Source organism: Methylocapsa sp. D3K7, from assembly GCF_029855125.1.
Lineage (GTDB): Bacteria > Pseudomonadota > Alphaproteobacteria > Rhizobiales > Beijerinckiaceae > Methylocapsa.
Genome location: NZ_CP123229.1, coordinates 1,525,451 through 1,538,829, shown reverse-complemented (window position 1 = coordinate 1,538,829; position 13,379 = coordinate 1,525,451). Strand labels below are relative to the sequence as shown.

Genomic DNA, 13,379 nt, shown 5'->3' with positions numbered 1-13,379 from the left:
GCATGGCCCGGACAACGGTGTCCAGACGGGGCGCCCGGGCAGGGAACGGTGGCTCACGCACGACCCGGAATGATGATCGGGGCCTGACAGCTTATATAGATAAAGCAAAAGATGGGCCTCAGGATCCGAAGATCTTTAGTCAGTTAGCTATGACAAAAATACTTATCGCGCCCGCATCTACTTAAAAAAGGTTGGCCGGCGACTTATGGGAGATGCCGCTTCTCACCAAAGCGCGGGGTGTCTCGCCGATGAACTGTTTTCCTTCAATTTGAAGGAAGGGATGGGCACCAAGTCGCTGCGAATTGATCGAAATTCGAAGAACGGTCATTTCATTCGTTTGGTTCGCGAACGGACGATAATCTGTTACCGGGATTGAGGGATGACAAAATACGAAAACTTGCCTGAGGCTGGATTGCTTTCCGCGCGACATGAGGCGGATGCGGTTCCGCGAACATCGTCGCAAACCATTACCCGCGTCGACCTTGCCGAAGCTGTTTACCGGAGTGTAGGCCTTTCGCGCAAGGAGTCGGCGATCCTGGTTCAGACCGTACTAGATGAGTTGGGCGAGGCCTTGATCGCAGGAGAAGCCGTCAAATTGTCTTCATTCGGCCGGTTCGTCGTCCGGGAGAAACCGGAACGAGTGGGCCGTAACCCAAAGACAGGGATCGCGGTGCCGATAACGCAGCGGCGCGTCCTGTCGTTTAAGCCATCGAGCGTGCTTAAGGCGCGGATCAATGGCATCGCCGCCCCAGATGAAGAGGACTAAGTTCGCTTCCCAGGTTGCGAATTGGACGGTTTGGACCGCTTGACATTGGCAGGTCATGGCGCCACGAAAATATGCCTGTGCCTTGAGTCTTTAGACGAAAGGAGCTTACGCCGATGAACAAAAATGCCGATGCATTTCGAACGATCAGCGAAGTCGCAGGGGAACTTGATCTGCCACAGCATGTTTTGCGCTTTTGGGAGACCCGTTTTCCGCAAATCAAGCCTTTAAAGCGAGCTGGGGGCCGACGCTACTACAGGCCCAAGGATATCGAGGTTTTGCGCGCGATCAAACATCTCCTTTACAAGGAAGGGTACACGATCAGGGGCGTGCAGCGCGTCCTGAAAGAGCAAGGCTCCGGTGCGCTTGCTGCCATGGAGGACGCGGGGAACATCGCTTGCCTCGATATGTCCGAGGGGATGGAGTACGACTTGACGGCACATCATGAGGCGCCGTCTCCCGAAGATGGTGGGATGGGGCGCTCAGGTTCAGGGGCATTCGCGGATCCACCAGGAGCCCTCGCTGATCTAGGCGAGGCGGCAGACGCGGGGCGGAAAGTTATGGGCGGGGCGTTCGTCTTGTCCGGCGAAAACATTGAACGGTTGCGCGCAGCCCTGGCGGAACTTGCTGAATGCGCAAGCATTTTGGACGCGGCGCAGCGCCAATAGTTCTGCGCGAACCCCCGTATGCTATCTTCCAGACGGCGTTGCGCCGGAAGAGGGCTTTCTCTATAAGGGCCAGCATCGGAGTGTAGCGCAGCCCGGTTAGCGCACTAGTCTGGGGGACTAGGGGTCGCGGGTTCGAATCCCGCCACTCCGACCATTCAAGTCATTGATATAACAAATACATTTAGAGCGCCTCTTTCCGCCAGCCAAATCAAATGGCATGTTGGTGACCACATGGTGACCGCGCGGGGCAGAATCATTTGGCTGGCACCGCGCCCCATCATCTACCGAGTGTCCCTGACGTACCCAATCCGGTCGATTGAAGTCGAGTTTTGGCGATTCTCGAACGCATCCACTTACCGTCGCTTTGTGCACGGATAAACTCAGATTTTGACAAGCAATGGACCGACATGACATGCGATACGCGAGTGAGGATTCTAATTCGCTAGGCTGCCATGGCCGATCTGACGCCGTCCGGCTATTTAGGGATTGATGATGCGATCGCCGCATTTTGTGAGCGTATGTATCGGAATGATCCCGAGCCCGATCTCGTGCAGGAGTTACGTGATAGTGGCTTGTCGATCGGCAGCGCGGAACGCCATAGCGATGCGATTGAGGCCCTCAGACGAGCGATCCTTCGTGGAAGCCTTGAGGTCTTTGTCTGGCACTCTGGTATGTCCGCGACCGTGAAAATATCCGACACGGCTCTGGCGCGGCTGCGCATGTTGGATCCTCGCTCGTTCTTTCTCCGGACCGGGCACGTTCGAACGGCAGACCTCGCTGATGCTGGCGTATTGGGCAAGTTTGCCAGGAGCTTTTCGGCTTCGCGATGTTTCTTCGAGGAGCGTGCATTTCGCATTTGGCTCGACCAAAGGGAGCGGCGGCTGCGGCTATCGGCGGATGGAAATCTTGCTCGACCGGTCGCCCTTGGGCGGCCCTCAAAGATTAAAAACATCGAACCGATGATTGTAGAACTCGTCGAGAGAGGCGGCTGGGATCGGTCCAAGCCGTTGAGGCATATGGTGGACCTTCTTAACAAGCGGCTGACTACCGATCGCATTTCAGCGGATACGGGGGCAAAAGCCATTGACGATCTCTACAGCGAGACCAAGGACGGCCGATACGATCGCCGGCGCAAGAGGAACAAAAAAGTGAACTCATAAATCCGGTTCTGCAAACGGCTCGCTCATGTTCCGCTCCGCCCCAAAGGCGACCGAACTGCTGCGTCACCGCGATATGACGCGAAGTGCCACAACCAGACTCTCGACGCGCTCACTTAAGACCAGAATGCGCGCGATTAATCCACGCCGACGGCAGGAGTGGGTGTTCGCGAGTTCAGCAGTGCGCCGCAGTGGGGCCATGCTTGCGGAGAATGGGCAACGCCTTAGATCGCCTTTGCCGCAACTCGCTTCGCAATCTGATAGCCAACGCCGAGAATGGTGAACCAAACGGGAGCGACATAAAGAGCCACCCGAGTACCTTCATCCAGGCTAAGGAGCATCGCGACGAGGACAATAAACGCCACCACGAACCAATTCGTGTACGGCGAACCGGGCATGCGATAGCCGACCGGCCGTGTTTTGCCGAGCGCGACCGCCTTGCGGTATCCGATGTGGGCAATAACGATCAGTGCCCAGGTCCACAGCGCTCCCACCAACGATATGCTCGTCACATACACGAAAACCCGCTCCGGAACGATATAGTTGAGCGCCACACCGATCAGCATAATCGCCGCCGACGCGGTAATGCCCGCCGCAGGGACGTTCCTGCTGCTAACTTTACCGAAAGCCCGTGGAGCATGCCCAACCTTTGCCAAGCTGTAGAGCATGCGCCCGGTGCTGAAGATCCCGCTGTTGCATGACGATGCGGCGGCCGTGATGACGACGAAGTTGATGAGCCCGGCCCCAGCTGGAATGCCGATCTTTTCGAAGACCATGACGAATGGGCTTGTATTGGCACTCAATTGGTTCCAGGGGACGAGCGACATGATGATCAGGAGAGCGCCGATGTAAAGAACCAGCATCCAGGAAACAACACTGTTGATCGCGTGGGGAAGAACCTTTTCGGGATTTTCTGTTTCGCCCGCGGTCACGCCGATCAATTCCAAACCTTGGTAGGCGAACATAACCATTTGCAGCGATAAAAGCACGCCGAGGCCCCCGAAGGGGAAAAAACCGCCGTTGGTCCAAAGGTTGGAAAAGCTTGCTGTTTTTCCAAGATTCCCGAAATTGAACAGGATAATCGTCAAGCCAATAACGATCATGGCCACGATCGTGACGACCTTGATCAACGCAAACCAAAATTCGATTTCTCCGAAAAGTTTCACCGCGATCAGGTTTGCGGAGTAGAGGAGACCCAGAGTTATCAGGGCGGGAATCCACTGGGGAATTCCCGAAAACCAGTAATGAACATAAACACCGACGGCGGTGATCTCTGCCATGCCGATAGTCACCCACATGAACCAATAGGACCAGCCAGTCATGAACCCCGCCCAAGGCCCGACGAACTCTGCCGCATAGGTAGCGAAGGACCCAGACACCGGCCGGTAAAGCAGCAGCTCGCCAAGGGCGCGCATGATAAAGAACATGACCAATCCGCCAATGGCATAAGACGCCACCAATCCCGGACCAGCCTTCTGAATCGCCGTGACCGAACCGAGAAACAAACCAACACCGATCGTTCCGCCGATGGCGATCATTTGAACATGCCGGTTCTTGAGCCCGCGGTGGAGGTCTTCTTGCGCGCGCGGTTGCATTTCGTCCTGCGTCATTCCCACACGGATCTTAGAGTCGGTCCGGAAAGTTCATCAATTCAGACAAAGCTTTCTGAGCGTGAGACGAATTGAGGCGAGACGGAGAAAAGCGAGTGCGTTTCGGGTGAGATTTTCGAAGTCTTTGGCCAAGCGGCGGCAACGATTAAGCCAAGCGAAGGTGCGTTCGACAACCCAACGTCGCGGCAGAAGCTCAAACCCTTTGGCCTGATCGGAGCGTTTGACGATTTCGATTTGTATATGCGGCAGGATTTTGGCCGACGCCTTTTGAAAGACCGGGCCCTGATATCCGCCATCAGCAAAGAGCTTTTGTAAAAACGGATACAAGCCGAACAAGGTCGACAGAACAAGCACGCCACCATCCCGATCTTGAATGTCGGCGGGATGCACCACTGCATGCAGCAGCAGGCCTAGCGTATCGACGAGGATATGGCGCTTCTTGCCTTTGATCTTCTTGCCAGCATCATAGCCGCTCGGATCGATGCGGCGCCCCCTTTTTCCGCGCTCTTTACGCTCTGGCTGTCGATGACGCAGGCCGTCGGGCTCGCTTCACGATCCATGGCTTCGCGACACTTCACGTAGAGCGCGTGATGAATGCGATCCAGCGTGCCGTCCCAGTTCCAAAGGTCGAAATAACCAAACAGCGTGCTCTTGGGCGGCAGATCTTTGGGAACGTAACGCCACTGGCATCCCGTGCTCAGCACATACATGAGACCGTTCACGATTTCCCGCGGCTCAACAGAGCGCTTGCGTCCGCCACGTTTGGCCGGTGGAATAATCGGCTCGATGTGCGACCACTCATCGTCCGTCAGATCGCTCGGATAGCGCAGTTTGTCACGATTGTATTTCGGGCGGTTTTCGGACGTCCACATTGGCGGCCTCTCATCGAATCAGGCAGCCGCCAATGAATCACAAATGATTCATCCGATTCAACTACTTCCCGGACGGACACTTAGTCATGATGCTCTATCACGTTACCTTAGACTATGAACCACCGAAGCAAACGTTCTAGACTCACCCATCGGGGCGGCTTTAGCCTATGCACCCCATGGAGGCCGACGCCGATGTATGGTTCGGGGCACGGCGAGAAGAACTCGCGCTGACCATAAGTTTTCCGCATCGCTTCTGGTAGCTGCCGGAATCGATTTTGACGGCTGAAAAGCTCCTCGGGCTTTTCAGGATCGTCCCCCTTGTCATGATCCAATTGCTTCAGAGGTTATAAAGAGAGTGACCACACGAAGGTTTGTGCAGCCATTTGCTGGGCGGCTTAATTAAATAGGATCCTGCGGCCGCCTGATGTTAACCGTGACGGACGGGCTTGCCGAGTTCGAGAGCGAATTGATCCGCGCACGACCGGCGAGAGCCGTAAGGGCGCGAAGGAGTGTGGCGGCCTATGGGGACCGTCGAAGCCCACCACGCATCGGAGGCGCGACGCGCTGAAGTCCTGACCGACGGCACGGCGTCCCAGGCAGACTTGGCGCGGCGCTTTAACGTAAGACGATTTCAAGGTTTGCGCCATGAACGCCTACTCTTAGCCTTTCAGCCGCTTATTGCATTCACTGTAGTATCCGCCACCCTTCTCTATCCACTTGAGGCCACCATTGCCGTTGCTGGTCTTGTTCGCGTGATATTGATCAAGGCAAGTGTGCATTCGTGCCTTGCCGGAGGGCAGCTTTTACACCGGTTGACAGATCAATCGGCTGACGAACGTCAATATTGACTGAGGCCGAGATTGCAGTTGCTACAGTTGCTTAGTTTGGCGCGAAGGGATGTTTTGCGACATTGCGCTGTGCCACGACATACTCGGGTGTCGGCTCACCGTTCACGGCACGCGCGATTGCTTCCTTCGTGGCCTGATAGTTGAAATCCTGAATCTTCTTGTCGTCGCTGGCGTCCCAATGGATGAACACGCCGACACAGATGAACAGATTGCCCGCTTCCTCGACAGGAATGACCCCTTCTGCGACGCTGTCGGCGACAGCCTTGGCAACGCCATGCTGAGCAGGACCGAACATCTGAACAGCCTGCGTCGCATTCTTGATCGTCACCTTGTTGAAAAGGATGGTTGCAGGTTTCACGAGCAGATTTGGCGCTACCACCGCAAGCAGTGTGGTAAAACCATTCTTGTTATTTGTCAGAGCGTTTGAGAAGGCTGTTTCCGCCGGGCTTCCGGCTGGTCCGATGATGAGGTCGATGTGCGCGACTTCGTTCCCGTCGCCGACGAGCGATTCACCGACAAGCATTTTGTTGATTTTGTAGTGAGCGGTTTCGCTAATAACCTCGGCAGGTTTATTAGCTTCGGTGGGTTCGCTATCCTTGACGGGCGGTGGTTCTCCGCCCGGCGGCGATTCGCCGGCGAGAAGCTTGTTAATTATGGCTTTGACCCTATCAAAAATCTCCATTGTCAATTCCTCCCCCTACCTCGGAAACCAACCTTTTGCTTTTTTCTGACCGGCTGGTTGAAGCCGGATAGCAGTGGGCCGATAAGGTTGTCAAATTGCCGCAGCGATAACCGCGTGTGGCACGTGTACTTCGGGAGCGACGATCCAGCCCCACTTGGCGCGCATAGGAGAGATTGCTAACCCCGTCATATGGCTGGCTGGAGTCGAGCCTCGCAGTTTTAGTCCTGCCTTCGTCAACGGGCTGTTAAGGGAATGCGCGCAAGGCTTGTGAGGAAGCCACTCCTGGAGGCCGCCTATGTGCTCGGACGCAGCTGTTGCAAAGGCCAACGAGGTCTCCCCGCCGGACGCGCCTATCCTCAAGATCAGAGCGCACGCGGCGGATTCGATCCTCGGCTCTGCCTCTTTCGAGACCGTCGGCCAAGACTCGGGCCGACGATGGCCTTTCCTCGTTGCACGCCTTCTCCGATTTGGTCCGCGCGCGGTCTTGGTGGCCAGCCTCGTTGGTTTTGCGGGGGTGGCGGGCGCCTATTTTTCCGGAGGTCAGTTGCCGTTTTTCGCGAGGACGCCGCGGCACGTCTCACTCGACGGGCAGCAACCGGTCGGCGAGCGCGCCGAGGTCCTTCGCATGGTGCACCAAATGGCCGACGAAATCCGCGACCTCAAAGCCAGGGTCGAGGCGGCGCACACCCAAAGCACGAGCGCAAAGGAGGCCGCGGCCCTCGAAGGCCTCAAGGCGCGTCTCGATGCGGAAAAGACCGAAACCGGCACACTTGCTAGCAGGGTCGATCGCCTACAACGCGAAATCACGACGAAACTCACCAACCGCCCGAACCACCGGAGCGCGGTCCCGCGCGCCACCCCTACGAAAGCCCCGCGCGGCGACGCCTTCGATCCGTCCCAGAATCCCGACGCCCCGGGAGCGCCTCGCCCGCTTGGAAGGCCTGTCCCGGCAGCAAAGGGTCCGGTGCAGACTTTCTGAAGTGGGCCCAGCGAACGCGCCCGATCCGTCGGCCATCCCGCGGCGCGAGGCTATGCCAATTTCGGGCGGCCCCATGGGTCGATTGCTTTTTCCGAGAGCAGCGAGCTAAGACTTCAGGTCATTTTCGACCGAGACAAGCCCAGCAGCAGGTGCCTCCATATCGCCTGTGCGGTCAAAAGCAGAAGTAAATTCAGGGTATTGGCATCTACTTCGACGGGCCGTGGTGGGTTGATGGTGTCGCCCAGCGCGTGATTCAAGCTCTCAAACCGGAGCCTCGAATCATGCGCTACGAACTCACCGAGTATGAATGGGCGGACATCAAGCCGTTCCTGCCGAACAAGCCACGCGGCGTGCCACGCGTAAATGACCCGTCGCACGCTCCACGGCATCTTTTGGGTCCTGCGTTCGGGTGCGCCGTGGCGCGATCTGTCGGAGATCTACGGTCCCCGCACGACCTGCTACAATCGCTTCGTTCGTTGGCGTCGAGCAGGTGTATGGGACAGGATCATGGATGCGCTTTCTGCTGGTCCCGATGCGGCGGTACAAGTGATCGATACCTCCATTGTGCGCGTAGACCAGCATGGGCCTGTATCGCGGACAATGCACATCAAGATATGGGCTCCTCGCGAGGGCGCTGACAAGCAAGATTCTCGCGGTCGTGGACACCAATGGCTTTCCGATCCATCTCGGCCTCACGCCACGTGAGGCGCACGACAATCGGCTGTGTTCGGCTCTCCTCAGCACATTGCTCCCACAAACGATGTTACTCGCGGATCGTGGATACACGCTGACTGGATAAGGGAGCTTGCCTCCCAGGCAGGAGCCTGGGCAAAAATTCCGCCGAAGCGAAATCGCAAAGACCCTCTGCTTTAGTCCGTATCTGTACCGCGCTCGTAACTTGATCGAACAGTTCTTCAACAAGATCAAACAATGTCGGCGCGTAGCGACCCGATATGACAAACTCGCCACCAACCATCTGGCCTTTATCAAACTCGCATCAATCCGCATTTGGCTGCGTGCTAATGAGTCCGCGCCCTAATTCCTAGTTGGTCCGAACCCACGGGAGTCGATCTTTTCGGAACTTTTTTGGTTTTTCGGATTCCTGATCTTTTTGATCGGAAGGACGGCGGTCAAGCTCTCGAAAAGCCCGGGCGAACTGTTCAGCTGCAGGGCAAGGAGAGACAAAAATGGCGAAGTCAGATTTTGATAGCCTGCTTACGGTCAGCGGCGCGGCCGAGTTCCTACAACTTATACCAAAGGTCATAGCGACTGACCGACGTGAGCCCATTCTCGCATCCCGATGGATGTGATTGTTTCAGGCTGGGCTATGAGCTTTCGCCAGGCGGCGCAGGCTGCGTCGATGATGGCATCGTAATTTTCGAAGACGGTGTTTGAGAGCCAGTTCTGACGCAGATACTGCCAGATGTTCTCGACCGGGTTCAGTTCCGGCGCGCGCGAAGGCAGGAAGATCGGCGTGATGTTTTCGGGCACGTTGAGCTGGCTGGTGGTGTGCCATCCGGCCCTGTCGAGCAGCAGGACGGCATGCGCACCCTTGGCGACGTTGTGCGAGATTTCGTCGAGATGGAGCTGCATCATGCCGGTGTCCGCATAAGGCAACGCGAGGGCCGCCCCAACGCCGCGGGCGGGGCAGATCGCGCCAAACAGATAGGCGTTGTCGTAGCGCTGGTCGGCGGGCTGCCTTGGCCTCGTTCCACGCCTGGCCCACTGGCGGACGAGGCCATTCTTCTGGCCGATCCGGGCTTCGTCCTGGAACCAGACTTCGACCGGCGTCGTCTCTGGCAGTTTGTCGAGATGAGCCTTCAGCGCGCGCGGGAAGTTTTTTTGAACGCCTCGACGATCTGTTCGTCCTGGGCTGGATGGCGCGGCCTTGCGCTGATGTGCGAGAAGCCGAGCTTCTTCAAAAGCTTTCCAACGTAGCGCTCGTGGAAGTCGACGCCGAACCTCTCGGCGATGATGCGCCTGAGGTCCACCCGGCGCCAACGCACGACGCCATCCTTCTCACGATCCGGCCCGGCCTCGACGATTGTCGCGAACTCGGCCAACTGCGCGGCTGACAGGCGCGGCGCGGGGCCCTCTGTCCAGTTGTCGATGAGGCCCTCTGGCCCGGTGGCGTTGAAGCGATGGACCCAGTCGCGCAGCGTCTGCCGATCCATCCCGCCGATCTTGGCCGCCGCCCTCCGATCCATCCCGTCCCGCACTGCCGCCAGCGATAACAGCCGGCGACTCTGGTTGACGTTCTTTGAGCGCCGGGCCAACACCCGAAGCTCCTTGGCCAAATAGTCCTCTCGCAATTTCACCGCTGATGGCATGGCGCGAATCCTCCGCGCCAAGGGAATCAGAAAACCGCCGCCAAGGGAATCCACTCAATGAGTCATCCCGCGGGGCCATTAGTATTAGCGAATCCTGGCTGAACAAAGCGCGCATCTCCGGCGATGGCCCGCGATTCATCAAAATGGGTCGCTCCGTCCGTTACAGCTTACAGGCGCTCGAGGAATTCAAGCGTGCGAACGCACGCGGGTCGACGGCGGAGTACGAGTGCCGTCCGGGCCCTGGCCGTCCGGTCAGGGGAAACGCTCGGACGGATGACGCTTCGACGCGCAAAGGCCGGCCACAGGTCGAGGTGGCCGGCTCACGTGAAACAAGGGGCATCATCGGGAATGTCGACGAAAGTATATAAATCGACTAACTACTTACGCAACTAAGATTATGAACGTACGTAACTATACATATAGCCAATAAATGCTTGACGTAATCCTAATTTACTCCAATATGAAACTCGATCTACCTAAATTAACCCCCCTGCTTCAAGATGCGCGCCCAATGAGCGATCTCAGCGGCATGACCCTTCCTGGTGCCGTTCCGGCCGGCCGCGAAATCGCGCTGCACGAGCCTTCCTTCGAGGAGGCCATCGCCGCGATCGTGGCCGACCCAGATCTGCCGGCCGACGTGAAAAACCATTGGCCGTGTTCGCTGCGCCGGCTGGCGACGTTTCTCGATCGGCCGATAGCCTTGGTGCCCGCGCGCTGGACAGCGGTCCATATTCCGGCGAGTCGGCTAAAACCCACCCGGCTTGGGGTCACCCAAAAGACGCTTGCCAATCATCTGTCGAATGTCCGGGCCGCACTTGCTTGGATGCGCCAGGAAAAGAGTGTGCCGGCCCGCGGCATGCGCCTCTCGCGTGACTGGGAGGCTTTGCGGGACGTGTGCCCAAAATTGCCCCACAGGACGCGTCTATTGCCTCTCATGCGATTTTGCTCCGCACGCAATATCGCGGTGAGTGCCGTCGACGAGGCGGTCATCGACTCTTTTTTGGATTATCGCCGGTGTACGACCTCGCTTGCGGCGGACGCTGCGGCACGGCGTTCATTGGCGCGCCATTGGAATGATCTGGCGCGGACGGTTCCCGGCTGGCCGAGTAAGCTTCTATTCGAACCACCGTCGCGCAAGGCGGAAGCGTTTCCGCCCTGGGAAGCCTATCCGATTGGCTTGCGCTACGAGATCGAGGCCTATCTCGAAAGTCTCACGCGGGTCCGCAGGACAGCCAAGGGCAAGCGAGTGCCACCGGCCAGGGCAACCACGATCCGGGGCCGCCGTGCTATGCTCGAAGCGGCGCTCAGGATGGCAACCCGGATCGGCATCGGCATGGAGGAATTGGGCTCTCTCTCCGCCTTTCTCAATCCCGCCGTCAGCCGGCAGGTCCTTGACGCCTATTGGGCCAAGAGCGGCGAAGAGCCCTCCATCTTTACGATCGACCTCGTCAATCTCTTCGTCAACCTCGCACGGAGCAGCAAATGCTTGCCGGCAGACAAGCTAGAAGAGCTCGACGACATTCGGGCCGATCTCGAACATTATCGTCCTGAAGGCATGACCGACAAGAACCTTGCCGCCATCCGCACCTTCATGCAAAGCGACGCCTGGAGGGAACTGCATCATTTACCGGAGGTTCTGATGGAAGAGGCAGTAGAGGCCTCTTATTCCTCTCCAATCAAGGCGGCGGTGCGGGCGCAAATGGCCGTTGCAATCGCTATCCTCAATGTGGCTCCGATCCGCCGCAGAAATCTCGGGACGATTCGCCTCAAGCACAATCTTATTCGAACTGGCGGACCGCAAACGCCCTACCGGCTTGTGTTTCCGAACTACGATGTGAAGAACCGGGTCAAGCTCGACTTTCCGCTCGATGCCGAGCTGACCGCGCTCATAGACGATCATCTTTCCAATTATCGTCCTGCGCTCATCGATTGCGCGGAAGATTTATGGCTGTTCCCGGGGGCGGGGAAGAGTCACAAGCTTCTCACGACGCTGAGCGACCAGATTACGCCCTTCATCGAAAAAAGGATCGGTCTGCGTCTAACCGTGCATCAGTTCCGGCACGTCTCGGCAGCGATCATCCTTAAGCACCAGCCAGGCAATTACGAACTCGTCCGCCTCTTGCTCGGCCATCGCACGGTGCAGGTCACGATCCGCAATTACATTGGTCTCGAATCCACTCATGCCAGTGAGGTCTATGGTGATCTCGTCCAGACCTTGCGTCAGCAGCGGGCGGGGCAGGGCGATGACGACTGAAAGGACACAACATGGCGCAAATCCCGAGAGATCCACGCGCGGCGATCCGCGCCGAGATCTCCCGACGACGCCCGTACGCTCCGTGCCGATCGCAAGTTGGACGATCGCCGACCGGGCTGCGTGGGAGCGCGCGATCGCGCCTGGCGTCCGTCTGCGTAAAGGCGGGGTCGGTGCTCACCTTGCCCCTGTCACGCAGGACGATCTAGCTCGTCGCTACGGCTATTTTATCGATCATCTCATCCGCAACGATCGCTTCGAGCGTGAGTCACACGCGGCTGGACAGGTAACCCCAGACCACGTCGAACGATTCGTGGATGAATTACGCATCCGGATCAGCTCGGTCACGACGGCCGCCACCATCCACAAGCTGCGTCGAGCGGCTCAATTGCTCGATCCAAACCGCAACTTCACATGGCTTGCCGAGATCGAAAAGGATTTTGCCTTGATGATGCGGCCGCAATCCAAGGACCATCGTATTGTAGATCCTGATCGTCTTTTCGAAGCTGGGCTTACTTTCATCGAGGAGGCGACGGAAAATCCCGGTTTAACGCCGCTGCGCCGCGCAAGGCAGGTCCGCAATGGACTTATGGTCGCCCTCATGGTGCTCTGCCCGATCCGCCTTAAGAACTTTGCTGCACTCGAACTGCAAGCGAGCTTTCGAAGAGTGGGAACAAGATGGTGGGTCGTCCTCGATCGCAAGGTTACGAAGAGCGGCCGCCCTGATGAACGGCGCGTGCCACGTGACCTGGACGCTGCCATCGAAACGTATCTTTTGCTGTATCGTGCGGTTCTAGCCGCTACCAAAACTAAAGGCGGCGTCGAGACCTTCGGCTCGCAGGCTTGCCTTGTGAGACAAGCGAACACTCCGGGGTCAGGCGTCGATCCGCTGGCCAATATCGCGGGGCCGCTCTGGCTGACGTCCAATGGCGGCCGGCGCATGACTTATTCCGCCGTCGAGCGCTCTTTAACCGAGACCACCTGCCTGACGCTCGGTGTTGCGGTCAGCCCCCATCTCTTCCGGACTTGCGCTGCCACGGCGATCTACACCCACGCCGGCGACAATCTGAATCTGGCCAGCGGCGTCTTGCAGCATATCGATCGCAGGGTCACCGAAGAGCATTATAACCGTGCAACTAGCATCTCCGCTGCTCGACAATATGCCGAGATTGTGAAGAACACTCGCGCGTGATCGCGGCCAGAAACAAGGGCCTGGACT

The 13,379-nt window shown here is 57.9% G+C and carries 11 protein-coding genes, 1 tRNA gene and 1 pseudogene; 9 read left to right on the top strand and 4 right to left on the bottom strand.

Annotated elements, in window-relative coordinates; genetic code table 11:
- The first annotated feature begins 379 nt into the window (after positions 1-379).
- From QEV83_RS07020 to QEV83_RS07005, 4 genes are all read left to right on the top strand, one after another.
- The gene (locus tag QEV83_RS07020; protein ID WP_280130491.1) at positions 380-766 is read left to right on the top strand and encodes an integration host factor subunit alpha; all 387 of its coding nucleotides are present in this window, start codon (positions 380-382) and stop codon (positions 764-766) included.
- Positions 767-879: 113 nt separating this feature from the next.
- Complete coding sequence (locus QEV83_RS07015; protein ID WP_280130490.1) at positions 880-1,431, top strand: MerR family transcriptional regulator; 552 nt, start codon at positions 880-882, stop codon at positions 1,429-1,431.
- 76 nt (positions 1,432-1,507) lie between these two features.
- Positions 1,508-1,585, top strand: a tRNA-Pro gene (locus QEV83_RS07010).
- 298 nt (positions 1,586-1,883) lie between these two features.
- The gene (locus QEV83_RS07005) at positions 1,884-2,591 is read left to right on the top strand and encodes a hypothetical protein (RefSeq protein ID WP_280130489.1); all 708 of its coding nucleotides are present in this window, start codon (positions 1,884-1,886) and stop codon (positions 2,589-2,591) included.
- Between the two features lie 221 nt (positions 2,592-2,812).
- On the opposite strand, the gene QEV83_RS07000 is transcribed toward QEV83_RS07005, so the two are convergent.
- Together QEV83_RS07000 and QEV83_RS06995 are read right to left on the bottom strand one after the other, a co-directional pair.
- Positions 2,813-4,198 (bottom strand): amino acid permease, encoded by a 1,386-nt coding sequence (locus tag QEV83_RS07000; RefSeq protein ID WP_280130488.1) that lies wholly within the window; start codon positions 4,196-4,198, stop codon positions 2,813-2,815.
- A 36-nt stretch (positions 4,199-4,234) separates the two neighbouring features.
- A protein-coding gene (locus QEV83_RS06995) for an IS5 family transposase (RefSeq protein WP_280129447.1) occupies positions 4,235-5,070 on the bottom strand; the annotation gives its coding sequence in 2 pieces (ribosomal slippage) (positions 4,235-4,659 and positions 4,659-5,070; 837 coding nt in all).
- Between the two features lie 521 nt (positions 5,071-5,591).
- On the opposite strand from QEV83_RS06995, the gene QEV83_RS06990 reads away from it, so the two are divergent.
- Entirely contained in the window at positions 5,592-5,918 is a 327-nt protein-coding gene (locus QEV83_RS06990) for a hypothetical protein (protein WP_280130487.1), read from the top strand.
- Positions 5,919-5,949: 31 nt separating this feature from the next.
- Here QEV83_RS06990 and fae read toward each other — a convergent pair whose 3' ends face one another.
- Positions 5,950-6,441 (bottom strand): formaldehyde-activating enzyme, encoded by a 492-nt coding sequence (fae, locus tag QEV83_RS06985; RefSeq protein WP_280130991.1) that lies wholly within the window; start codon positions 6,439-6,441, stop codon positions 5,950-5,952.
- A gap of 454 nt (positions 6,442-6,895) precedes the next feature.
- Here fae and QEV83_RS06980 point away from each other — a divergent pair, with 454 nt between their 5' ends.
- A complete protein-coding gene (locus QEV83_RS06980) occupies positions 6,896-7,579 on the top strand; it encodes a hypothetical protein (protein ID WP_280130486.1) in 684 nt (227 codons plus the stop codon).
- 281 nt (positions 7,580-7,860) lie between these two features.
- Positions 7,861-8,618: pseudogene (locus QEV83_RS06975) on the top strand (IS5 family transposase).
- Positions 8,619-8,839: 221 nt separating this feature from the next.
- On the opposite strand, the gene QEV83_RS06970 reads toward QEV83_RS06975, so the two are convergent.
- A protein-coding gene (locus tag QEV83_RS06970) for an IS630 family transposase (protein ID WP_280127821.1) occupies positions 8,840-9,909 on the bottom strand; the annotation gives its coding sequence in 2 pieces (ribosomal slippage) (positions 8,840-9,423 and positions 9,423-9,909; 1,071 coding nt in all).
- A gap of 511 nt (positions 9,910-10,420) precedes the next feature.
- On the opposite strand from QEV83_RS06970, the gene QEV83_RS06965 reads away from it, so the two are divergent.
- Positions 10,421-12,163 carry a site-specific integrase gene (locus QEV83_RS06965; protein WP_280130485.1) on the top strand — a complete coding sequence of 581 codons (1,743 nt, stop codon included), beginning with the start codon at positions 10,421-10,423 and terminating at the stop codon, positions 12,161-12,163.
- Positions 12,153-13,352 (top strand): site-specific integrase, encoded by a 1,200-nt coding sequence (locus QEV83_RS06960; protein WP_280130484.1) that lies wholly within the window; start codon positions 12,153-12,155, stop codon positions 13,350-13,352. The genes QEV83_RS06965 and QEV83_RS06960 overlap by 11 nt, the downstream gene beginning before the upstream one ends.
- Positions 13,353-13,379: the final 27 nt, after the last annotated feature.